Raw genomic sequence first — 23,477 nt, 5'->3', positions numbered from 1 at the left:
ATGTCATTATAAAATATAAAAATGCAGAATTTTCAAAATGGAAGAAGAATAGGTTTCATCCTTTCTACTATATATAACGGTTCCGCACTCAAACTCTGGCACAAAATAGTTTCCCGTGCATCTCAGGATAAAGGTGCGTTCTTTGTATTTCCAGGCGGAAAGCTGTCTTCTGAGAAATCTAATGACTGTCTGAGAAATTCTGTCTATGAGCTGGCAAATCCCTCAAACATCGACGGCCTTGTCAGCTGGGCTTCAAGTATCAGTGGCTCTGTCTCTTTGCAGGACGTCGAGGAATTCCACAACCGCTTCAATCAAATTCCAGTAGTTACAATCGGTCAGAAATTTCACGGCAAGCCATGTTCTGAATTTGACGCTTATTCCGGAATGAAGGAACTTGTCCTCCATTTTATAAAGACTCACGGAGTCGAAAGGATTGCATTTTTGCGCGGTCCTCAGACTCATACTTCTGCCGAAGACCGCTTCCGGGGCTTTAAGGATGCCCTTGCAGAGACAGGTCTTCTCAATGATGAAAATCAAAACCTCATAACTGATGCAATGAGCTGGACTGACGGCGAAAAGGCAATGGTTCAGCTTTGTGAGGAACGAAATCTTGTTCCTGGCAAGGATTTTAAGGCCATAATCGGTGCCAGCGACCTCATGACTTTTGCGGCCGTCAATTACCTGAAAAAGCGGGGAGTCCGAATCCCAAAAGACCTGCTGGTCGGCGGTTTCAATGATACTGATGAAAGCCGGATTTCAGTTCCTTCGTTTTCAACAGTCCACATGCCTACTGCTGAGCTTGGCGTTGAGGCTTACGAAAAACTTTCCAATATTCTCAACGGAATGCTGGGCGTTTCTGATACAAAGCTTTCTGCCTATCCTGTAGTCCGTGAAAGCTGCGGCTGTAACCGTGCAAAAATCTGGAATTCAGCGGAATCAAAATACAAAATCCGAAGTGAAGCCCAGTTCCGTGAAGAAATTTTCAAAATCTTCCATATGAATCCTGAGCAGGCCAATCTTGACCCCATGCTCCGGGCTCTTTTTGACAACGACAAGCCAAAATTCTACGAGCTTTTCTCTCAGTGGATTACAAAATATTTTGAAGAGGGTGGCGAATCCCTCACTGTTTTCGCATTCCTCTCGGCCCTTCGCGGAATCACCGACCTTTCACCGGAATATATCGAAAAGGTCATCCGTCATGTAATCGTTTCCATTCCTCGAATTCAGGAACGTGTCCTCATTCAGGAGCAGTTTGAAGCCAACAAGGTCAACATGGTGGTTTCTGCTTTAAAGAACGAGCTGCTTTCTGTTTATGACCGGCCAAAACTGATTACGGTCCTCAAAAAATATCTTGATAAAATCGGAATCCGCACTTTTGCTCTTGTCCTTCATGAGGACGAAAACTATTCAAATTACATCGGCGGCTACAATTCCACTGATGAAGCCCGCACGGAGCCTGTAAAATTCCAGCGGGGCAATCTTGTTCCGGACAAATACGCTTCTGATTTTGCCAGCGGCACTTTTATTGTCCAGCCGCTTTTTGATGACGAACATGCTTACGGATATATCATTTGTGGTTACGCAAAATGTCACGGCATTGTATACGAAGATTTGCGTTCTTCTGTCAGCAGCGCCCTTCAGAGCATCACTTTCTTTGAAAATACAAACGAAGCCCGCAAGATTGCTGAGCAGGCTGAGTTCGCCAAAACTGAATTCTTTGCCAATGTCGGAAGTGACTTGTGTGATCCGCTCAAAAATCTTTCGTCAAAAGTCCAGCAAATGGAAGACAATATCGAAAAAGGCGTAATCGACAAGGAAATTCTTGCCGAGCAGCTTCTTTTCCTCCGCTCGCAGATTAATGCCCAGCTGCAAAAGACTGAAACTCTGGTTGATTTGACCCGTTCTCAGGTTGACGACCTGCCGATGAACAAAAAACTCTTCGAAATCCGTCAGGTTCTTCCGGGAAGCATCGCGGCCAATCTCAATCAGGAATATCCTCTTCTCTTTGGTGATGCAGAAAGACTCAAGCGGGCCCTGCAGACGATTTTCGACTACGCGGAGAAAATCCCCTGCATTTCAGAGAAAATCGACGGAATTCACATCGAATTCTATTCAAGCCGCTTTGACTGGCACAAGCCTGAGCTTCTTCTCGCCGAAAAAATCATTCTCCTTCAGTTTGGAGAGGTCGAAAAGTCCAACAGTTACGCAGAAGTTACCCTGCCGTGGCCAAATCTTGCGGGTCTTCCGCCGGAGAACCACGACGTCACCAAGTCAAAGCTTTACTGCTTTACGGAAAGTCTTCCAAAGGCAAAATTCGAGCTTGATCCAAAATATCTCTTTGAGGAAGGCTATCTCGAAGCTGATTTTGACAATGCCGTCTTCTACTGGGAGCCGGACACAGCTCCTATCGATGAATGGATTAAGATTTACGGCCTGCGCAAAAAGGATTCCGTTTTCCGTGCGCCTCTGGTCTGCTACAGCCACAATCTCGTAGGCCACAATTTTACGGATATTCTCGAGCAGAAGATTCGCGCCCAGCGCTCGGCTCCTGTTCTCTTCGTAAACACAAAGCATACTCATTACGGTACCTGGGCAACTGAGTCAAATACAGTCACCGTTTCTTCAATGGACGAATTCGACGACATCCTTTCTGAAATCACGCCGTCCCTGATTGTTTTTGAGAAGGTTGATGAAGAAAGCATCCGCCGCATCCGCCAGAATCAAAAAACTGTCCTCGTACCAATCATCGTTCTTCCTGACACGGTTGAAACCGATGAAGAAATCGAGCTTCTCTGTTCTCATCCCCGCATCATTCTCTGTAACCGGGGAGCCGCTGAGTCTGAGCAGTTCAACGACAGAATCAAGGCTATTCTTGCCGGTGACGAAATCCTGCCGCCACACACTGGCGCACTCGTCAAAAAGGCAATTCTTTACCTCAACCGCAACGCTTCAAAGCAGATTGTCCGCTGGAAGCTTGCAGATACGGTTCACGTCAGCGAAGATTATCTCACACGAATTTTCCACAAGGAAATCGGCCTTAGTTTGTGGGAATATCTTAACCGCTACCGAATTTACATCGCAACAAAAATGCTCCTCGAAACCAACGATACAATCTACGAAATCGCAGAAAATTCAGGTTTCCAGGACCAGGCATATTTCTGTCGCGTCTTCAAAAAAATCTATGGCATACCGCCAGGAAAAATCCGCTCAAAATAATAGTGGGAAACTCCAAAAACTTTGCATTTTAGAAGCTTCCATAACTATAATATGTTCGGTTTTGTCCAATAAGACAAAAGTATATTTAATTTCTAATTGACGCTTTCCGCGTTATTATTGTCTCATGAGGTTAGGTATGAACGCACACGAAACTAATGTTTTAAATGCACCGAAGAAAGATCTCTGGAAGAACATCAAGAGACACTTCTCGGTTTATGCACTTCTCGTCATTCCAGTCGTGTACTATGCGATTATGAAGTATGGTCCGATTGTTAATGGTCCGATTGTTAATGGTCAGATTGCTTTTAAAGATTTTGAGCCAGTTGACGGAGTTTGGGGCAGTGTCTGGGTAGGATTTAAAAACTTCAGCACATTCATCCATTCGTTCTATTTTGGCGAACTTATGAGAAACACAATTCTTTACAGCTTGGCTAAGCTCTGTGTTTCAGTTCCTCTTTCTATCATCTTGTCAGTTGCCCTGTATGAATGTACGCATAATGCCCTTCGTCGTATCGTTCAGACTTTAGCTTATCTCCCACACTTCCTTTCCTGGGTTATCATGTACGGTATTCTCCTTATTTTGTTTGCGAAAGGTGACGGTCTTGTTAACCAGGTAATCGAAAGTGTCGGAGGTACATCTGTAGACTTCCTTACAAACACAAAAGTGTTCCCTGTTATGGTCGTCCTTTCTGACGCATGGAAGGAAATGGGTTGGGCCGCAATCATCTTCATCGCTGCCCTCATGGGTATCGACCCGTCTTTGTTTGAGGCTGCTATGGTAGAAGGTGCTTCTGCCGTTCAGCGCGTATGGTACATCACCATCCCTTCAATCAAACCAGTCATCGTTACTGTAGTCCTTCTTAAACTCGGTACAGTTCTTGATGCCGGATTTAACCAGATGTTCATGTTGTATTCTCCAGCTGTTTATTCAGTTGCTGACATCATCGATACATGGGTTTACCGTCAGGGTCTTCTTGAATTCCAGTTCGCCCTTGCAACTGCTGTTGGTATCTTTAAAGGCGTAATCGGCATGATGCTCGTTATGGTTTCTAACAAAGTCGTCAAGAAATTGACTGAATCTTCTCTCTTGTAATTTGTTGAGGTGCTAAAATGGAAAAACCAAAGACAGTAAAATTAACATCAGGCGACAGAGCTTTCTACACAGGCGTAAACTTCTTTCTTGTTTTCATCGGTGTAATCATCGCTATCCCTATCATCAGTACAATTTCATCTTCTGTAACTCCAAACGGTTACATTGGGTCGACTTTTGACAAATTCATTCTTATGCCATGGAAGTGGGACGCTTCTGCTTACAAGGCATTGCTCGGAAACAACGGATTTACCCTTGCTTTCTGGAACTCAATCAAAATCATGCTTTTCGGTGTTGTGACATCTTTGTCGCTCACAGTTCCGATGGCTTACTGTATGTCTGTTCAAGACTTGCCAGGCCGCAAAATCTTGAACTACTTCGTTTTGATTCCATATTTGTTCAACATCGGCGTTATCCCAACGTTCCTTGTTGTTACAAACCTTCACCTTACGAACCACTTGTGTTCAATCTTCTTGCCAGGTGCAATCGGTACTTACAACTGTCTGATTATGCGCGGCTTCTTCGAGGGAATCCCAGAATCTCTTAAAGAATCGGCTCGAATTGACGGTGCGGCAGAATGGTATGTTCTTATTTCAATCATTCTTCCATTGTCAAAACCAATCATCATGACAATCGGTTTGTACTATGCAGTTGGTTACTGGAATGACTTCATGCACGCCCTCCTTTACTTAACAGAGGCTTACTTGCAGCCACTTCCAATCCTCACTCGAAACATCCTTCTCGGTGCTTCAATGAGCGAAACTTTGGATACTGGTACAGCTTTCGGTGCGGCTTCAATTGCATCAATCAAGGCAGCTTGTGTATTCCTTTCTGCTATTCCGATGATGCTCGCTTATCCGTTCATCCAGAAATACTTTACAAAAGGTACAATGCTTGGTTCTGTTAAGGGCTAAGTTTTAATAAATCAAAATGAATTCATATGCTTTCAAATAATAAGGAGGAAAGAATGAAGAAGTTAATGAAAGGAGTTGTTGCTTCACTTGCAGCACTCGCAGCATTGGCTATGGTATCATGCGGCTCAAAAAAGAGCAGCGCAGTAGACATTGAGCTTTGGTATGGTGCAGCAGCATCAGAAGCAGGTCCAATCCCAGCTGACTGGTCTGGCTACCAGATTATTAAAGAGAAGCTCAACATCAATCTTAAGCTTACAAACTTGCCGTCATCAGAAGCAGATCAAAACACAAAGATCAACGCTGCTGGTGCTGCAAACACATTGCCTGATATTTTCATGGTTTCAAACGAAGTTTACTCAACTCTCGTTTCAAAAAGATTGCTTGCTCCGGTTGACGCAATGTATGCAAAAATGCCAAACCGCACAGCAAAATTGTACGATGCTGATTCACGCGCATTCACAACAATCGACGGACATTCTTATGCACTCGCTCAGCCGGGTTCAATTGTCCGCAACGAAGGTGTTCTTATCCGCAAAGACTGGCTCGACAAACTCGGACTTTCAGTTCCAAAAACAACAGACGAATTCATGGCTGTAATGAAAGCTTTCACAGAGAAAGACCCAGACGGAAACGGCAAGAATGACACATACGGATACGGTGCATTCCTTGAAGTTTCTGCTCCAAACGAAGGTCTCGGCCGCCGTCTTGACCCAATCTTCGGTGCATTCGGCGTAGCTGGTACATGGGATCTCTCATCTGCTGCAACAGCTGGTCTTAACCTCTACAAACCAGAGTACTATGACGCAATGGTTTACACAAAACAGATGGTTGACGCTGGTGTAATGGATCCAAACTGGTTGGCTTACAAAAAAGACGACTTCCGTGCTGCTTGGAAACAGGGACGCTTTGGTATCATGCGTGAGCAGAACGCTGCTTATGCAAACGAAGGAAACTACAAACCATTCGATAACAACTTCCCAGAAGGCGAATGGATTGTTGTTGAGCCACCTGTAGGACCAAAAGGCAAATCTTCAGCTGGTACATATTCACAGGCTTACCGCATGTATGCAGTTTCTGCAAAGGCTGCTAAAGAAGGCAAGATGGACAAAATCGCAGAGCTCCTTGAATGGATGTCTTCTGACGAAGGTTACTATCTCCTCGGTTGGGGTAAAGAAGGTGAGAACTATATCTTGAACAATGGCGTTCCAACAACAAAAGGTTTGGCTGACCCATCAAAAGGTTACACAGAGTCTGCTATGATTCCGCTCACACAGCTCCGCAACATGGTTTACTACAACGGCGACATCGAGTTGGCTTCACGCTACCCAACATGGTACTCAAAGAACGGCAAAGAGATGTCTGCTCTTAAGACTCTCCGCGAAATGCAGGCTAAAGCTTGGACAGCTTGTATCGGTCAGGACAAAATGCCAAAACCAAACGCAGACGTAAAACGATTCTACGAGCAGGGCGTTGTTGAGTTCATGACTGGAAACCGCGCACTCAACCCAACAGAATGGCAGAAATTCCTCGACGAGTTCAACAAAATCGGCGGTAAAGAATGGAATGATGCTGGTGTTCAGCTCGCTAAAGAAAAGAACTTCATAAAATAAAATTAAATAGCAAAACATCTTGACCTTCGGGCTTGCCCGAAGGTTTTTTTATGCCTGGAGGGAAGACCAGTCAAAACAGTCCTTGCCCTCATAAACGTTTACACCGGCTTTATAGCCAATGAAAAATCCTGCTGCAGCTCCAAGACTTGCTCCAGCGATTAAGCCGGCAGAACCGCCTGCAGGGCCTCCCATAAAGAATCCGGTTACACCACCGGCCAGGGCGCCAACTACGAGACCGGGAACCGCACCCAATAAGCCTCCGACTATTCCTGCGCCAATTTTTTTCCAGTTGAGGCCAAAAAGTCCGGCTGCTGAAACCATATCAAGTTCTTCTTCAGAAAGTTCAACCGCGCCTTCGGTCATTTCGCCTTTTGTTGCCGCTTCAAACTGACTCATAACGAAGTCCATCTGTTTAATGGCTTCTTCAACGTCAAGCTGGGGATAAAATTTCTTGCAGTTTTCAAAGGCTTCTCTTGGTGTGCTGGCTGCGTCAAAGATGCCCTCGACCTTTTCAATGTCGAATTTTGCCGTAGCTTTTTCTATGTCTTCTGCAGAAACTCCGTTTTTTGCAAGTACGCTTTTGAATTCTTCGTTTGTCATAGATGTCTCCTTACTTATTTATACGAAGGAAATTCGGAAAGGGCTAAAAATATTTTGATTGAAAACTTGTGGATAAATGCCTGAGTTTTCCACAAAAAGTCCACAAAATGTGCAAAACTTGTGGGAAAGTGGGGAAAATTTGTTAAAAACTTTGTGGAATTCTGCTGACTTTTCCACAATTTGTCGACAAAAATTTTCCTTCCATATACAATTTTGCTTTTTTGAGATATAATAACTCCTTATGAAGAATGACATTAGAAATGAACTCGCCGTATGCGGCTTTGAGGCAGTAAAAGCACTTGTTAAATGCAATCCCCAGAAAATTACGCGTTTTTATTACACACGCGACCGAATGATGGATTTTAAGGATTTGTTCAAATCTCTGGCGGAGCGAAAGGTTCCCTACAACAATATTCCTGAAGGAGAACTTCAAAAACTCAGCGGCACGCCACATCACCAGGGCGTTGTCGCAATGATCCGTAACGAGGAAATTCCCCACCTCAACACTGAAATTACAGACGAATGGCTCCACAAGAAGGAAAGCGCGATTCTGCTTGACCGGGTAGGAAACGCAAACAACCTGGGTGCAATAGTGCGCAGCGCGGCATTTTTTGGCTTTAAGAACATCGTTATTCCGCGTGACGAGGCTCAATCTTCGATTACGACAAGTTCTTACCGCGTAGCTCAGGGCGGCATGGAATACGTCAATGTTTATTCGATTCAGTCGATTGAAAAACTTCTAGCCTCAATGAAGGGCAAAATGATTCGCTTTGGAACGGACGTGCGGGGCAAAACTCCAATCGAAAAGATTCCGGAGCTTTGCAATGAAAAGAAAAAGCCTGCCCTGATTGTTCTGGGCAACGAAGAGCACGGAATTTCCAGAATCGTGCGCGACAACTGTGACGAGCTTGTAACGATTCCTTTCTGTGGAAATCCCGAGCAGGGGCAGGTGCAGCCGATTGAGAGCCTGAATGTGGCGCAGGCTGCAGCGATTGTTTTGTATGAATGCAGGAGATTAACTAGATAAGTTAAATGTCGGTTTTTGAACTTGCCGGATATTGCAAAAAACGGCGCAAAGGAGTGAAACGGCTTACGAAAACACTCGTTTTGTGCTGCCGCGTGAGCGGCAAACGTATATAGTTACAAGCACAAAACGCGTGTAGCAGGCTAGCCTGCGGTTTCGCTAAGCCGTTATCACGACTGGGAGCCGCTTTTTGATACAGCCTGTAATTTTCAAAACACGACTAGCGATTCATTTCGGATTGTTTGCCGGTTGATTGATGGGCGGCGATTATTGAGCTGATTTCGTTGAAGTCGGAAAGGGGGAGGTCGCCGAAGATTGTGTTTTTGGTGGCACATGTGGCGTTTCCGAATTCTACGGCTTTTTGCGGATCGTTGTATTTGAGCAGGGCGAACAAAACGCCTGCACAGTATGCGTCGCCACTTCCGATTCGGTCAACTACGTCGATGTCCTTGTATGGCTCTTCCGTGTAGAATTTATCTTCCTTTTTAGAATAAACCAGCGATGTGAAAGAATGAACTTTCGGGCTGATTACTTCGCGCATTGACGAAGCGATGAATTGGATGTTTGGGAAGTCCTTGCAGAATTCGCGGTGCATGTCTTGAAGGGAGCCGGTTTTCTGGAACATGCGGCGGCAGCTTTCTTCGGAGATGAAGAGGATGTCCACGAAAGGCAGAATCTGCTTGATTGTGCTGCGGGCTGTTTCTTCGTCCCAGAGGTTTGCCCGGTAGTTTACGTCAAAGGCGATTTTTGTTCCTGTCGCCTTGAATTTTTTAATCATTTCGATTGCGAGCTTTCTGGTGTTTTCGCAGAGGGCCAGGGTAATTCCAGAAGTGTAGAACATCTTTGTCTTGCCGTAAATGTCTTCCGGGATTTCTGACGGTGAAATCTTTGTGATTGAAGAGAATTTTCGGTCGTAAACAACGGTCGGCTTTCGCGGGTAGGCTCCGTTTTCGTAATAGTAGATTCCAACGCGGGCTTCTGGCGAGTCGTCAAAAATGATGTAGTCATCGCTCACGCTTGAAGCACGGATTCGGTTTTTGATGAAAGTTCCCAGCTGATTTTTTGGCAGTCTTGTGACTACGCCTGTGCGCAAGCCCAAAAGTGAGACTCCGGAAGCAACGTTAAGTTCCGCTCCTCCCGCATGTTTTTTGAAAGAATCGCTTTTGCTGATGAGTTCATTCACTCCAGGTGAAAGACGAAGCATGATTTCGCCAAATGTAATCAAATCAAATTCTTTGCAGTTTTCCATATAAGTCTCCTTTTAACTCCCGATTATATTTTAGCCTCTTCAAGACCCGCAAACAATGTAAATGATTGCCTTGAATTATTAAAAAAACGCCTTTATTTTCCGATAATTAAGATATGAGTGAAAAGGGAAAGAAGAACAAGAAGAAAACCGGGCTTGGACTTGCCATTTGGATTCTTCTTTTTTTGATAATTTTGATTGTTTTTTTGGTCAAGCAGGAAGAAATAAAGGAAAATTTTGATAAATCGGGCGCAACTGCCTTAATCGAAAAGAAAATCGGAAAAGACATTTTTGAAGATAAAAAGGACTCTCCAAAATCCGAAGAGACAGGTGAAATCGTCATTGATTTGACGAAAAATCTGCGTAAGACAGAGCCTGTTGCAAAGGCCGAAGAGAAAAAGGAAGAGCCCGCCAAAAAACAGGATAAAAAATCTGATAAGAAAGCAGAAGAAAAGTCCTCAAAAAAGAAGGCTGAAGCCGAAAAGTCCGTTCAGCCTGTAAAAACCGAAGAAAAAAAGACCCAGGTGACTCTGAAATCAGACGAAAAGACTGAATCAAAGCCAAAGATTGAAGAAAAAAGACCTGAAAGTCCCAAGCCTGAAAAGAAAAGCGAGCCGCAAGAAAGTAAAAGCGTGGCAAAAAGTGAAAGCCCTGCTCAAAATCAAGCACAGCAGCCCAAAGTTGAGCCCAAGCCAGAGCCAAAAGCAGCTCCCCAGCCGCCTGCAAACACTACGAAGGCCAAGATTTGTTTCGTGGCAATAGACAGCGAAGGTCCTGTAGTTCGGAAAATCGTCAGCCGTACAGTCCACAAGGATTCCCCGATGGGCGACGCCTTGAATCAGCTGCTCCAGGGCCCAAGTTCAGGCGAGTCCAGCACAGGCTGCCGCACTCTCATTCCAGCCGGAACACGCCTGCTCAGCGCCAGCATCAAAAACGGAGTTGCGATTTTGAATTTCAGCGAGGAATTCCAGTTCAACCAGTTCGGTGCGGAAGGTTCCCTTGCCCAGCTCATGCAGGTCGTTTACACGGCCACTGAATTCAGCACGGTCAAAAGCGTTCAGATTATGATTGAAGGTCAGAAAAAAGATTATCTGACAGAGGGCGTCTGGATAGGCAGCCCCCTGAACAGAAGTTCGTTTTAATTAAAAGATTTTACGATTGCGTCGAAATATTTTTTGTTGCCTGTGTATGCGCCCGCAAAAACTGTGAGCGTATAGAGGCCGGCTGTTTTTGAGTCGATTTCGCGCAGGAATTTGAAGTCACAGGTGTAGCTGTCAGATTCTGCATGGTATGAAACCTGCGTAAAAAGCGTGCCGTTTTCTTTTTCTTCGATTTTCTGGCTGGTCCAGTTTGGATGAACAAGCTCTGTGCCCAAAAGCAATCGGCGTTTGAGAACGTCAAATTGATTTTCGAGTGGCGATGAAACTTCATTTACTGTAAAGACTGCAACATTATTCAGTGTGTAGAAATTTTCAGCGGCGGAATTCCATGAAGAATCAAGCTGGGCCTTCAGCGGATTTGAATTTTCATTTGCCTTGTAGCTTACTTCGAGAGGGCGGGATTTTTTATCCTTCTTGAATTTGTGCTTTGTATCCTTGAACTTTTCGGCAAAGCCTGTGAATTTTGCAAAACTCTGGTCTTCTGAAGAAACAAGCTGACCTGCCGTAACGATTTGAAGGACTGTCTTTTTATCGACGGTATCAATCCGTTCAACATTAAAGACTGGAACAAGCGGATCAAAATAAATCCTGACGTTTCCGCCAAACTGCTCGTAATTCTGATATTCAGACTTTTTCTCGCTGACTTCTCCGGCATTCTGACGGCGTTTTGTCATTTCGTAGAAAAAATCGTGAATGTAATTGACCAGATCTGTGTCTTCCGGAGTGATGCTCGTTAGAATTCGCTCACCTGTAAGCTCAAGGTTTTCCATGTCCGGGTCAATTGTGAACAGAATGTGGATATTTTTCTCCGGCTTGAATTTCGAGCCGTTTCCGCTTGCAGGAGCGTAATAACGCAATCCGTAAGTTGATTCGTCGTAGTAAACGATACCGATGTAAGATTCGCGCTCAAAACTTTTGTCTTTGTAGTAAACATACTGGCCAGAAAAATCCGGTACATCTTGAGTTACGTGAGGCAAAGCAAAAGAAGCGAAAATTGAAAGAATGAAAATTGAAAACAAAAAGCAAATCTTTTTCATTTTTCAATTATAGCCCTATTACCCAAAAGATTCCATAGAAAATGGCAAACGCATTATAAGCCAGTTTCACGACCGGAGCAATTTTTAACAGGAAACATTTTATAATGCGTTTGTTTTCGGCGAGCTATTTTGATTCTTTGCGTTGAAAAAGTTCCACTTCGGAAAGAGCTGGCAGTGCAGGAATTGCGCCCCTTTTTGTGACGCACAATGCCGCGACTGCGTTCGCAAAACTAAGGTCAGATTCAATCCCTTCCTTTGTGAAATCAAACGGATTTTCTTTTTGTGAAAGACGGTACAAAAGGCCGCCGTTGAAGCTGTCGCCCGCTCCCGTTGTGTCTACGACAGACACTTTTTTTGCAGGAACGATTCCGTTTTCGGTGAAGTTTGGTGTTCTGGCAGCATAAAAAACGCCTTTTGAGCCAAGAGTCACAAGAACGAGACTTGCTCCTTCTGAGAGAATTTGAACCGCTCCCTCTTCGTAAGAAAGATTCTTCCCATATAATAATGCAAGTTCTTCTTCCGAGACTTTAACCATGTCCGCTTTTGAAATCATGCTTTTGATGGTCGGGATTGCATCTTCGCGGTTTCCCCATAAAGTTTCGCGATAATTCGGGTCGTATGAAACAAATCCGCCTGCCTCTTTGACGATTCTGACGGCTTCCTCTGTTGCTGATTTTGCCGGTTCGTCAGTGAGTGAAAGCGAGCCGATATGAAGGAATTTTGTGTCCTCAAGAATTTCCTGATTCAAATCAGAGACCGAAAGTTGTGTGTCAGCGCCAGGATTTCTGCAGAATGAAAAATGCCGTTCTCCGCTCTGGTCGAGGGTGACGAATGCGAGGGTTGTGTGCTGATTTTTTGTCGTGCACATTCCTTTTGTGTTGACATTCAGCTCTTCAAGGACTGTGCGAAGGTCGTTGCCAAAAGAATCCTCGCCTGTCATCCCTATGAATGCTGATTTTCCGCCAAGCTTTGAAACTGCACAGGCACAATTTGCAGGTGCACCGCCCGGATTTTCTTCGAATATGTTTTTCCCGGCAGATGATTTTCCGGCAAAAGTGAAATCAATAAGAATTTCTCCAAGAGCAGTTACATCAATTTTCTTTTTCATAAATTTTCCTTATCTTTCAGTAGACTCCCGATAAACGATGTTGGTCTCTATGTAAAGAGTGCGGAACGGAGAATTAGGATTTTTGATTCGTGAAAAAAGCATTTCGATTGCCGCGCATCCCATTGCCTGGCCCTTAATGTGGATTGTCGTGAGGCTTGGACTTATGATGCGGGATTCTGGCGAATCGTCGAAGCCGCACAGGAGCACATCATTCGGTACGTTTTTTCCTAGCTTTTTCAGAACCTGAATTACATCCGTCGCAACAAAATCATTGGCACAAATCAAAACTGACGGGAAAGACTTGCAGCTTGTGAATTTTTCTTCAAGATAGGCTATATAATCGCTGTGTGAAGGATAATTCAAGCCGCGGGAATTGCCTGTAAAACACCATTCTGGATGATGTTCCATGCCAAATAATCTGATAGCACCCATAAAAGCGTCGTATCTTTCATAAAATGACATACAGTGCAAGGCTTCTCCAACAAAGCCGAAGTCTTTTTGACCCCGAGAAACCATTTCTTTGATGAATGTGTAAATGCCGCTTCTGTTTTCCATAAGAAGAACGTCCGCAGCAAGTGGTTTTTCTTCAAAAGGAACAGAAGTGTCAATGAACAAAATCGGAATACCGAGAGAGCAAAGCATTTGACTGTATGCCATATCAAACATTTCGACACAGAAAAGGCCTGCGACTCTTTTCGCATCAAAATTCACAGGAAGACGAAGTTCTTCCCGCTCTTGAGGCATTACTCTGTACATCGTGAAGCCGTAGCCGAGCCTTAATGCCTGAGTTTGCATTTCATCAAGCATTTTAGCCGCAAAATGTGAGCTTCCCAACACGGCTCCTGTGAGCAGCACAAGCTCTTTTTTCTCGGATTGTACGGGGGCATTTTCTTTGGTCATGGTATTCTGGATGGCAAAGAGTTTATAGCCCATTTCCGCCGCTTTTTTGAGAATAGTATCGCGAGTTGAATCTGCGATAACGCCTGTGCTATTTATGGCTTTTGAAACCGTGTTTCTGGAAAGCCCCAATTCATTTGCTATGTCTTGTATCGTTACTTTTGGCATACCGTCAAATTTAATATACAATGTTCATTGTGTCAAATGCACAATTATTATTGTGGAACTTTCATACTGATGTTTTCAAAAGTCGCATCAGATTCAGCAGTGAACAGGGCTAAGTCTGCACCATTTATAGAATTATAAATTCGGCTGCTCAGAACTTTTGCATCGTCAATGTACAAAATTACAATTTCGTTTTCGGCAACGATGGTGACATGATGCTTTTCGCCCGGTTTGAATGTAAATTTTGTCTGTGCAATCGGATCGGAAGAAACGATATTTTCGAATCCGCCGAGTTTGTAGCCTTCATAGTGGATGCAGTTTCTTTTTGCATCAAGGGCAAGGGCATAGTAATTCTTGAATGCTTTCTTTGGGTTTCCGAAAGCGAATCCTGCAATCCCGTTGTCTCCGATTGTCACGTCACATTCCAAAAGCATTGTTGATTCCCGGTTTCCCAGGCTCACAGCAGATTTCTCACCTTTTTTTGCTGAGAGCTGGAAAGAATTGTTTCCTGAAATGACATTGCCTTCAGTTTTACCCGGAGTAAATTCTTTTTTCACAGAAAAATAATCTGCAATGCTTTCCGGCATTTTTACTCCGAGCGAGCCGTCTTCGTGCTGAACGAGCTGGTGAATGAGCATGTTTCCTGCCCATTGATATTTTCCAGAGTCAAAATTCTCATCCTGAGATCGACCCAGCCAGCCACAGAGGTAGCGTTTGCCCTTCAGTTCAGCTGTTTTTGCCGCATAGAAGATGAAATTTGTTCCGTCAAGCACGTTGTCCTTTGGAGCTGTAAAAGGTCCGTTCATTGTTTTTCCAACGGCATAGTAGGTCACACAGTCCCAGCTGAAAAAGAGATAGTATTTATCTCCCATTTTGAACAAATCAGGACATTCAAGCATCCACTGTTTGTGCGGTGCGTAGAGAGGACCTTTGAAAGTCCAGTTTTTCAAATCTGTTGAGGTAAATTTTGCCACGATTCCGCCGTTTGCTTCCTCTCGTGTTGCGACCAGAAGCCAGTAGCAGTTTTCGTCATCGCTCCACAAAAGCTGAGGATCGCGGAAGTCGTTGTTTGAGTATCCTTCCGGCGCGTAGAGAACTTCATCCTTGCGTTTTTCCCAAGTGATTGCATCCCGGCTGACAGCGTGAAGAATACATTCCTTTGGTTTTCCCTGAGCGGCAAAGGCATCATTGTGTCCTGTGTAGAAACAGTGGAAAAGGCCGTCTTTTGCTTTGTAAAAAGACCCTGTTCCGATTGCGACATCCGGCTCTGTTGCGATACCTGTAGGAACTGCAAGACCTTCGTCCTCATATTTGTAGAAATTGTCGGTGGAGAATTTGTGAATAGGGTGATAAGCCTGAATGTTGTGGGTGGTTTCATAAAGATAGTACAAGTCAAGCTTTCCATTGTTTTCAATTGGCATTACGTCAGCAACGAATGCGTCATCAGGGGTAGGGTAAAGAACATGTTCCACAGTTTTGAATCCTTCTGCCTCTGCTGCTTCGTCTGTGCTCGCGCAGCTTACAAGCAATGCCAGTACACCCGCGCAGCAAGCAAAGGCGACGTTTCTTTTTTTCATATTTTTCCTCCTTTTTGGCTTATGCACAATAAGATTTGTGCATAAGTTACATTATTGGTTATAAATCATGATGCAGAATATGTCAAGTTTTATTGTATTTTTTATTATTCAGACATTTTTTTGTGCAAAAAAATGCATTTTTCGAGGTAAAATGCAAAATAACTCTTGACAAATGAGGAAAAGGATTTACATTTAAATCATACTCAAGATTGTGATATTTACAAATGCACAATAAGAAGGAGGACGTATGAAAAAACGTTTGATGGGTGCCTTGCTTGCGGCGGGAACGCTTGCGGCTGGTTCTGTCTTTGCGGAGACGCACCTGATGCTGGACATGGGAATAAAAGTTCCTTTTGCCTTTGCGGATGTGGTTTCTAAGGATTCGGGCACAACTTCCGAGCTTGGAAAGGTGACGAAGTGGGATAAGGTTGATGATGATTTCCGCTTTAAGTTGGAAACTGATCGTCGGGCAGGAATGGAAATCAACTTTAAACCACAGATTAAGCAGGATGGCGGTGTCGGGGAGTGTAGGCTCGACACTTACTTCGGATGGTTCAAACCGACTGAATCGCTCAAAATCGTTGCGGGTACTGCTGACGAGCGTCACTATTTCAAGGGCAGCGAGGAGCGTCTTTTGGAAAAATTCGGTGAGATTACGATTATTGACTGCCATGCTGACAACGAGCTTGGCGTTTATTACGGATTGATTACAGACCCTCTTGCAGCCAGAAAATGGGATAAAAATTTCGTCTGGGGGCACGAAGCCGGCTCAATCCGATGGGATCGCTCTTACGGCTGGTCTTCTTCTCAGCTTGGAAACGGCGTTGAAGGTCAGGGAACAAATCTTCAGTTCATCTATTCAAAAGGTGACAGGGGCTTGTTCGCGTCGGCTGTTCTTGTTGGAAACTATGCTCCGTTCAGTACCAAAACAAAAACTGTTGAATGGACAAACAGCAGCTGGGGAAAAGAAGATTCGGACAACAGCGTTTCATGGGTTCCAGAACCTCAGTTCAGACTTGGATACGGATTCAGAAGTGGCAGCGTGGAATTAATCTATAAAGCTCCGCATTTCGGAAACAATGTGCTGGCCGCATTCTGGCAGCCTCGTCTTATGCGCGACAAGCTGATTGGAACAGTGGGCGTTACATTTGCGAATGACGTTGCGGATGGATCTTCAAAATACAATAAACGTGAAAATGAATTCATGGCCTTTGCCTTTGATGCACGAGTTCAGTACAAATTCAGTGAAAAACTCCGCGCAAAGCTCTTCCTTAACTATTCACAGGTTATGCCGGGCGATAACAATGTCACAAACGACATTAGCAAGCAGTTTGGTGAAAGCGTCTATCACTACAAGAATTACAAAGGTGAGACCGTAGGAAACAAGGCTGAAAACGGCTTCTATGTTGTAAGCTCAATTGGGTACACATTGCCTTACGGAACTCTCAATCTGGACGGCGGACTTTACTGGCGCGATTTGGATAACAACGACGGCTTTGAGCTGGGTGAAAACTTCCTTACTGTAAAGGGTAGCTGGACCTGGTGGGTCGTAAATGGTGCGGGCTTCTCTCTTGGCGGCTCATGGTATCACCATATCAATACCGGCGACTACGGAAAGAAAATCAATGGAAACAAATATGACGGAATCAAGGATGAAATTACCCTTGGCTCTTATGTAATTATTAAGCTTGGTCTTTAATGGAGGAAAATAATATGAAAAAAGTAAAAGCTTTGTTTGGTGTGTTGGCTGTTGCTGCGGCAATCGGATTTGTTTCTTGCTCAACTGACTCTAAGTATGAGGAGCCTAAACCTGCTCCTGCAAAACCTTCAGAAGGGAGCGGGGATAAGCCTGCTGATGACAAGCCTGAAAGTTTTGTCTCAAAGTATCTGACAATGAAAAAAATTGCGGCGGGAACTTTCAAATTCAAATATGGAGCAGATGATACTGCGGAAGATGTGGAGCTTCCTGCTTTCAAGATTTCAGATACTGAAATAACACAAGAATTGTATGAGGCTGTAATGGAAACAAATCCAAGCAGCTTTAAGGAAAATGCTTCCGAAGGTGAGGCTCAGAAAAAACGTCCGGTTGACAGCGTAAGTTTCTATGCGGCTCTGGTATTCTGTAACAAACTCAGCAAAAAAGAAGGTCTCACACCAGTCTATAAGATTGGAGATAGTGCAGACACAAGTACATGGGGAGCTATTCCGACAGCGAATGATGACACGTGGAATGCTGTAACAGAGGATGAAAATGCAAACGGCTTCAGGCTTCCTCACGAAAAGGAATGGATGTTTGCGGCTCTCGGTGATAAAGCAGAAAATTTTTCTGGTTTTGACAATGCTTGTTTTGCAGGGGCTACAGGTGAAGCTGACTTGAAACAATATGCCTGGTATAAAGCTCGTTTTGAAGGCGAAAATAACGTTAATGGTGGAAATTCTGATGGAATAACACATCAGGTTGCAAAAAAATCTCCTAATTCTAATGGACTTTACGACATGAGCGGAAATCTCTGGGAATTGTGCTGGGAGACCATGGATAACGGAAAGCACGTTCGGCGAGGCGGAGCATTTGGGTCTGAATGGACTGATCAGCTTTCTGTTTCAACCCGCTGGGATATTCCGGCTCATGAAGGCTGGGGTGATGTCGGTTTCCGTATTGTGCAAAAGTCGGAAAAGTGAAGATTTTGTAAAAAATTGTAACAAAACGAATTAAAAATGCACAAATTTGCTTGACAAATGCTAAAACTGATTTTACACTGTTAGTAGATTTGTAAAATCAGTTTTACAAATGCACAAAAAGGAGACACACATGAAATCAAAGACTATGTTGTATGTGCGTGACCATTGGCAGTTGTATGTCGTTTTTCTTCTTCCGGCTCTCGCGCTTACGATAATCTTCCGCTATATTCCGATGGGGGGAATACTGATTGCTTTTCAGGATTACAACCCGATTCGCGGTCTCTTGGGAAGCCGTTGGGTAGGTCTCAAGCATTTTGCTCGTTTTCTTTCATCACCAGATTTTCTTTCTTATCTGTCAAACACGCTTAAATTGAGTGTGTACGGGCTTCTTTGGGGCTTCCCTGTTCCGATTATTCTTGCTCTTTTGCTCAATCGAGTGCAGAGCCCTTCAATCAAGCGGAATGTTCAGCTTGTGCTTTATCTGCCGAACTTCATTTCGGTAATCGTAGTCTGCGGTATCGTGCGAATCTTGCTTTCTGTGACTGGTCCTGTGAATAATTTCTTAGGAACACAGATTAATTTCATGGCTGCTCCAGAAGCATTCCGTTCTATTTACATTGCAAGCGGAATCTGGCAGGGAGCAGGCTGGGCTTCGATTATGTACACGGCGGCCCTTGCGAATGTTAATCAGGAGACAAGGGAAGCTGCGATTCTTGACGGAGCGAACATCTTGCAGGAGATTCGGGTTGTGGAATGGCCTGCAATCAAGGACATCGCATTGATTCAGTTCATCCTGCAGGCTGGAAACATAATGAGCATCGGTTTTGAGAAAGCCTATGCTTTGCAGACTGACTTGAACCTTCCTTCTGCGGAAATCATCGCGACTTATGTTTACAAAAAAGGTCTTCTGGACGGCGATTACAGTTTTTCAACGGCGGTCGGATTGTTCAACACTGTCGTGAATGTAATTATGCTTTTGATTGTAAACAAGACAATCTCAAAATTGAATGACGAGCAGGGCTTGTAAGGAGGCTGGTCATGGAAAAAAATCATCTTATCAAGCTTACATACCATGACAGGGCAATTATCAGAATCGGTTATCTGCTTCTTGCGGCTTTCGTGATTTCAATAATTGTACCTGTGCTCTACATAATCGTGGCTTCGTTCATTGATCCCGTGACTTTGCAGAATAAAGGCGTCACTTTTGATTTCGACAAATGGACGCTTACGGCTTACGAGCGGGTTCTCTCAAACAAGGCGATTTGGACTGGCTTTGGCAATGCGATTTTGTATTCGGTTGTCTACACGGCCCTGTCTGTTTTCATCACATTGCTTGTTGCTTTTCCGATGTCACGGCCGGATTTCAAGGGACGGAAGTTCTTCAACATCCTCTTCGTGATTACGATGTTCTTCGGCGGCGGTCTGATTCCTACTTACCTTCTTGTGAGCAATCTCGGAATGGTTAATACAATCTGGGCTGTCGTTCTTCCAGGTGCATTCAGCGTATGGAACATGATTATTGCCCGCACATATTACAAGGGTGTTCCAAAGGAATTGCAGGAAGCGGCTTTTGTTGACGGTGCCAGTGAGGTGACATATTTCTTCAAGGTTTTGATGCCTGTCTGTGCTCCGTTGATAATGGTTCTGTCGTTGTGGCAGTTCGTCGGAATGTGGAACAGCTACTTTGATGCGATGATTTATCTGAATGATTCGGCAAAACAGCCGTTGCAGCTTGTGCTTCGTTCAATTTTGATTCAGAACCAGCCTGAGTCGGGCATGATTTCTGACATGCAGAGCACTGCGGCACGTGCACAGCTTGCCGAGCTTCTGAAATACGCGACAATCATCGTTTCGAGCTTCCCGCTCCTCGTGATGTATCCGTTCTTCCAGAAGTATTTTAATAAAGGAATTTTAATCGGTTCTATCAAGGGCTGATCAAGAAAAGGAGAAAAAATGAAAAAAAATCAGAAAATGGCTTTTGCTCTTGCGGCACTGGCTTTTGGTACGAGTCTTTTTTTGGGCTGTAAAGACAAAAATGTGTCTTTGAACAGCGGTGATATTCAGAAAGTTGACCCGAATGAACTCGCTTTTCCTCTTAAAGAAAAAACTGTGATTTCAGGCCTTACGAGCTTTCCGCCAAACACAGAATCAAATCCGAATAACAGGACGATTTTCCGTCGTTTGCAGGAAAAAACAAACGTTGAGGTAAAATGGACTGCAATCCAAAGCGACCAGTGGAATGATAAAATCACCCTGGCAATGGCAAATCCGAAGACTCTTGCTGATTTCGTCTTCAACGCCAGCTTCAACGATTCGAGCCTCTTAAAATATGCCGATCAGGGAATCATCATTCCGCTCGAAGGTTACATCGATTCGTATATGCCGAATTTAAAGGCTGTTTTCGACAAATATCCTGAATACCGTGCAATGTGTACTGACTCAAACGGCCACATCTGGGGCTTGCCATGGATTGAGCAGCTTGGTTCCGGCAAAGAAGCAATTCAGGTTATCGACAACATGAGCTTCATCAACAAAAAATGGCTCGATGCTCTTGGGCTGAAAGTACCAAATACTATAGAAGAATTTGAAAAGGTTTTGCTTGAATTCAAAAACAAAGCAAGTCTTCTTCAAAACAAATTTAAAATCGACGGAAGCATAATCCCGATGTCTTTCATCATGAACGATGGCGGACAGGATCCTTATGTCCTTATCAACGGTTTTGGCGAGGGCTACGGTGATGCAGACAAAGGTCGTCATATCGCAGTTACTGACAACCGCAAGGTTATTTGCAGCGCGACACAGGAAGGATTCAAAAAAGGTACAGCATGGCTTCACAAATTGTACGAGCAGGGCTTGATTGACCCTGAGGCATTCACACAGGAATGGTCAACTTATGTCTCAAAAGGAAAATCTGGCCGTTACGGTGTATGCTTCAGCTGGGATGTCGCAAACATTGCGAACCTTGCCGACTGGGTTCCTCTTCCGGTACTTAAAGCTGATGTCAAAAATCTTACTGCTCAGAACGGCTCATTCACCAGTGGTTTTGACCGTGGTCGATGCGTCGTTACTGCGGTTGCAAAAAATCCGGCTTTAGTTTGTGCCTGGCTTGATCAGATGTACGATCCGTTCCAGTCTCCACAGAACAACTGGGGAACTTATGGCGAGGACGATGAATTCGACATCTTCGTTCTTGGAAAAAACAAAGCTGGCAAAGATATGCTTAAACATGCTCCGTTGGGAACTGCTTCTCCTGTTGAAGTTCGTGAGGCAGAGAGCGTAAACGGCCCGCTTGCGATTCTTGATGAATATTATGGTGTTTATGTTACTTGCCCGGACGATGCAAAATACCGACTTGATTGGATAAAAGATTACTTCACTCCGGATGTGAACGAAAAATATGTCTATCCGAATGTATTTATGACTCGTGAAGATACGGAAGAAGTTTCAAATATTCAGGCTGATGTCAGTAAGGCAATTAACACTGCAAAATCTGACTGGGTAATGAACGGATTCACGGATCAGGATTGGGAAAATTTCAAGAAAAAGCTTGAATCTTACAAACTGGACAAGCTTCTTTCAATTTTCCAGAAATATCTCGATTCATATTACGCAAATATTGAAAACTAGCAGAGGATTTTTATGAGCGAACTGTTGCAGAAAGCACGAAATTATGAGAGCAAGGCTGCTGCTTCCATTGCGGCCAAGGACAGACCGGCTTTTCATCTGACCCCGCTTTGCGGCTGGATGAACGACCCGAACGGATTTTCATATTACGACGGAAAATACCACCTTTTCTATCAGTATAATCCGTATGATATTCATTGGAATACAATGCACTGGGGGCACGCGGTAAGTTCGGATCTTTTGCACTGGGAGTACCTCCCGGCTGCCCTTGCTCCAGATGAGAGCTATGACTGCAACGGTTGTTTTTCTGGAAGTGCAATTGAGCTTTCAGATAAAACTCATCTGCTGATTTATACTGGCGTAAAACAGCATAAATTGCCGGATGGGTCTCTGCGAGATGCTCAGGTTCAGTGTTTGGCCGTTGGTGACGGACAGAATTATCGCAAATACGAAAAAAATCCTGTGATTGATGCTTCAAAATTGCCGGAAGGAGCGAGCAAGGCGGATTTCCGTGACCCGCGAATCTGGCAACTCTCAGACGGAAGATTTTGTTGCGCGGTTGCGAGCAGGCCTTCTGACGGCAGCGGTCAGATTCTGCTCTATGTAAGTTCCAACGGCTTTGACTGGACCTTTTGGACTGTCCTTGACTCAAACAAAAATCGCTTCGGAAAAATGTGGGAATGCCCTGATTTTTTCAAGCTTGGCGAAAAATACCTGCTTCTCGTAAGCCCGCAGGATATGCTCGCTGAAGGTGAATTCAATAACGGAAACGGAACGCTTTGCCTTATCGGAACATTTGATGAAAAAACAGGAAAATTCTGCGAGGAAGGAAAGCAGATTATCGATGGCGGCATGGATTTTTACGCCCCTCAGTCCGTTCAGACACCAGACGGCAGAAGAATAATGATTGGCTGGTTGCAGAACTGGGATACTTGTTCCATAAGGGAAGCCGGTTCTCCGTGGGCAGGACAAATGTCGGTTCCGCGCGAAGTTTTTGTAAAGAACGGAAGAATGTGGCAAAAACCAGCCGTGGAATTTGATAATCTTCGTAAAGATGAGGTTTCTTTCAATAATATCAGCATGGATTCAAAGCAGATGAGTTTTGACGGGGTAAAAGGCCGCGTGCTTGATATGGAAGTCAATATCTCGCCAGACGCAGATTGCTATTCCTGCACGATAAGGCTTGCTGAAGACAAAAATTTTCACACAGATTTGATTTATCGCATTCACGAGCATACGCTTACGATTGACCGAAGATATTCCGGGACTCGGCGTGCTCTTATGCACACTCAGGTATGCAAAATCCTGAATGATTCAAAAGATTTGAATTTAAGAATCGTCCTTGACAAGAACAGCGTTGAAGTCTTTTTGAACGGAGGCGAGCAGGCAATGACTTGCGCAATTTATACTCCGCAAGAAGCAGAAGGAATCTCATTCATCGCTGATGGAAAGGCCTGTCTGGATTTAAAAAAATATTCGCTGAAAGTGTGAGAATAAATTTTTGACGTATTCAAGAAAAATTTACTTTAA

At 44.2% G+C, this 23,477-nt stretch carries 18 protein-coding genes; 12 read left to right on the top strand and 6 right to left on the bottom strand.

Annotated features, from left to right (window positions below; translation table 11 throughout):
* Window positions 1-21: 21 nt before the first annotated feature.
* From HNP76_RS13770 to HNP76_RS13755, 4 genes are all read left to right on the top strand, one after another.
* The gene (locus HNP76_RS13770) at window positions 22-3,216 is read left to right on the top strand and encodes a substrate-binding domain-containing protein (RefSeq protein WP_184661544.1); all 3,195 of its coding nucleotides are present in this window, start codon (window positions 22-24) and stop codon (window positions 3,214-3,216) included.
* 136 nt (window positions 3,217-3,352) lie between these two features.
* Window positions 3,353-4,309 (top strand): ABC transporter permease, encoded by a 957-nt coding sequence (locus HNP76_RS13765; protein ID WP_184661542.1) that lies wholly within the window; start codon window positions 3,353-3,355, stop codon window positions 4,307-4,309.
* A 17-nt stretch (window positions 4,310-4,326) separates the two neighbouring features.
* Window positions 4,327-5,220, top strand: coding sequence for a carbohydrate ABC transporter permease (locus HNP76_RS13760; RefSeq protein ID WP_184661540.1), 894 nt, complete (start codon window positions 4,327-4,329; stop codon window positions 5,218-5,220).
* Window positions 5,221-5,273: 53 nt separating this feature from the next.
* A complete protein-coding gene (locus HNP76_RS13755) occupies window positions 5,274-6,830 on the top strand; it encodes an extracellular solute-binding protein (RefSeq protein WP_184661538.1) in 1,557 nt (518 codons plus the stop codon).
* Window positions 6,831-6,878: 48 nt separating this feature from the next.
* Here the strand turns inward: HNP76_RS13755 and HNP76_RS13750 are convergent, their stop codons facing one another.
* Window positions 6,879-7,430: a hypothetical protein gene (locus HNP76_RS13750; protein WP_184661536.1), complete on the bottom strand. Its 552-nt coding sequence runs from the start codon at window positions 7,428-7,430 to the stop codon at window positions 6,879-6,881.
* 241 nt (window positions 7,431-7,671) lie between these two features.
* On the opposite strand from HNP76_RS13750, the gene HNP76_RS13745 reads away from it, so the two are divergent.
* Window positions 7,672-8,457 carry a TrmH family RNA methyltransferase gene (locus HNP76_RS13745; RefSeq protein WP_184661534.1) on the top strand — a complete coding sequence of 262 codons (786 nt, stop codon included), beginning with the start codon at window positions 7,672-7,674 and terminating at the stop codon, window positions 8,455-8,457.
* A gap of 217 nt (window positions 8,458-8,674) precedes the next feature.
* Here the strand turns inward: HNP76_RS13745 and HNP76_RS13740 are convergent, their stop codons facing one another.
* A complete protein-coding gene (locus HNP76_RS13740) occupies window positions 8,675-9,703 on the bottom strand; it encodes a sugar kinase (protein WP_184661532.1) in 1,029 nt (342 codons plus the stop codon).
* Window positions 9,704-9,816: 113 nt separating this feature from the next.
* On the opposite strand from HNP76_RS13740, the gene HNP76_RS13735 reads away from it, so the two are divergent.
* Complete coding sequence (locus tag HNP76_RS13735) at window positions 9,817-10,842, top strand: GerMN domain-containing protein (RefSeq protein WP_184661531.1); 1,026 nt, start codon at window positions 9,817-9,819, stop codon at window positions 10,840-10,842.
* Here the strand turns inward: HNP76_RS13735 and HNP76_RS13730 are convergent.
* From HNP76_RS13730 to HNP76_RS13715, 4 genes are all read right to left on the bottom strand, one after another.
* Window positions 10,839-11,897, bottom strand: coding sequence for a DUF7954 domain-containing protein (locus tag HNP76_RS13730; RefSeq protein WP_184661529.1), 1,059 nt, complete (start codon window positions 11,895-11,897; stop codon window positions 10,839-10,841). The two genes, HNP76_RS13735 and HNP76_RS13730, sit on opposite strands and share 4 nt — an antisense overlap.
* Before the next feature lie 124 nt (window positions 11,898-12,021).
* Entirely contained in the window at window positions 12,022-13,005 is a 984-nt protein-coding gene (locus tag HNP76_RS13725) for a PfkB family carbohydrate kinase (protein WP_184661527.1), read from the bottom strand.
* A 9-nt stretch (window positions 13,006-13,014) separates the two neighbouring features.
* A complete protein-coding gene (locus HNP76_RS13720; protein ID WP_184661525.1) occupies window positions 13,015-14,070 on the bottom strand; it encodes a LacI family DNA-binding transcriptional regulator in 1,056 nt (351 codons plus the stop codon).
* 47 nt (window positions 14,071-14,117) lie between these two features.
* Window positions 14,118-15,644, bottom strand: coding sequence for a family 43 glycosylhydrolase (locus tag HNP76_RS13715; RefSeq protein ID WP_184661523.1), 1,527 nt, complete (start codon window positions 15,642-15,644; stop codon window positions 14,118-14,120).
* A 247-nt stretch (window positions 15,645-15,891) separates the two neighbouring features.
* On the opposite strand from HNP76_RS13715, the gene HNP76_RS13710 reads away from it, so the two are divergent.
* The 6 genes from HNP76_RS13710 (at window position 15,892) to HNP76_RS13685 (ending at window position 23,438) form a co-directional block, all read left to right on the top strand.
* On the top strand, window positions 15,892-17,343 hold the full coding sequence (locus tag HNP76_RS13710; RefSeq protein ID WP_184661521.1) for a hypothetical protein: 1,452 nt from the start codon (window positions 15,892-15,894) through the stop codon (window positions 17,341-17,343).
* Between the two features lie 14 nt (window positions 17,344-17,357).
* The gene (locus HNP76_RS13705) at window positions 17,358-18,323 is read left to right on the top strand and encodes a formylglycine-generating enzyme family protein (protein WP_184661520.1); all 966 of its coding nucleotides are present in this window, start codon (window positions 17,358-17,360) and stop codon (window positions 18,321-18,323) included.
* Window positions 18,324-18,453: 130 nt separating this feature from the next.
* On the top strand, window positions 18,454-19,350 hold the full coding sequence (locus HNP76_RS13700; protein ID WP_184661518.1) for an ABC transporter permease: 897 nt from the start codon (window positions 18,454-18,456) through the stop codon (window positions 19,348-19,350).
* A gap of 11 nt (window positions 19,351-19,361) precedes the next feature.
* Window positions 19,362-20,258, top strand: coding sequence for a carbohydrate ABC transporter permease (locus HNP76_RS13695; RefSeq protein WP_184661516.1), 897 nt, complete (start codon window positions 19,362-19,364; stop codon window positions 20,256-20,258).
* A gap of 18 nt (window positions 20,259-20,276) precedes the next feature.
* Complete coding sequence (locus tag HNP76_RS13690) at window positions 20,277-21,950, top strand: extracellular solute-binding protein (protein ID WP_184661514.1); 1,674 nt, start codon at window positions 20,277-20,279, stop codon at window positions 21,948-21,950.
* 12 nt (window positions 21,951-21,962) lie between these two features.
* Window positions 21,963-23,438, top strand: coding sequence for a glycoside hydrolase family 32 protein (locus tag HNP76_RS13685; protein WP_184661512.1), 1,476 nt, complete (start codon window positions 21,963-21,965; stop codon window positions 23,436-23,438).
* Window positions 23,439-23,477 lie beyond the last annotated feature (39 nt).

It is taken from the genome of Treponema ruminis (assembly GCF_014201975.1).
Lineage (GTDB): Bacteria > Spirochaetota > Spirochaetia > Treponematales > Treponemataceae > Treponema_D > Treponema_D ruminis.
The sequence above is the reverse complement of the archived record's forward strand: the minus strand, read 5'-3'. Positions and strand labels throughout refer to the sequence as shown.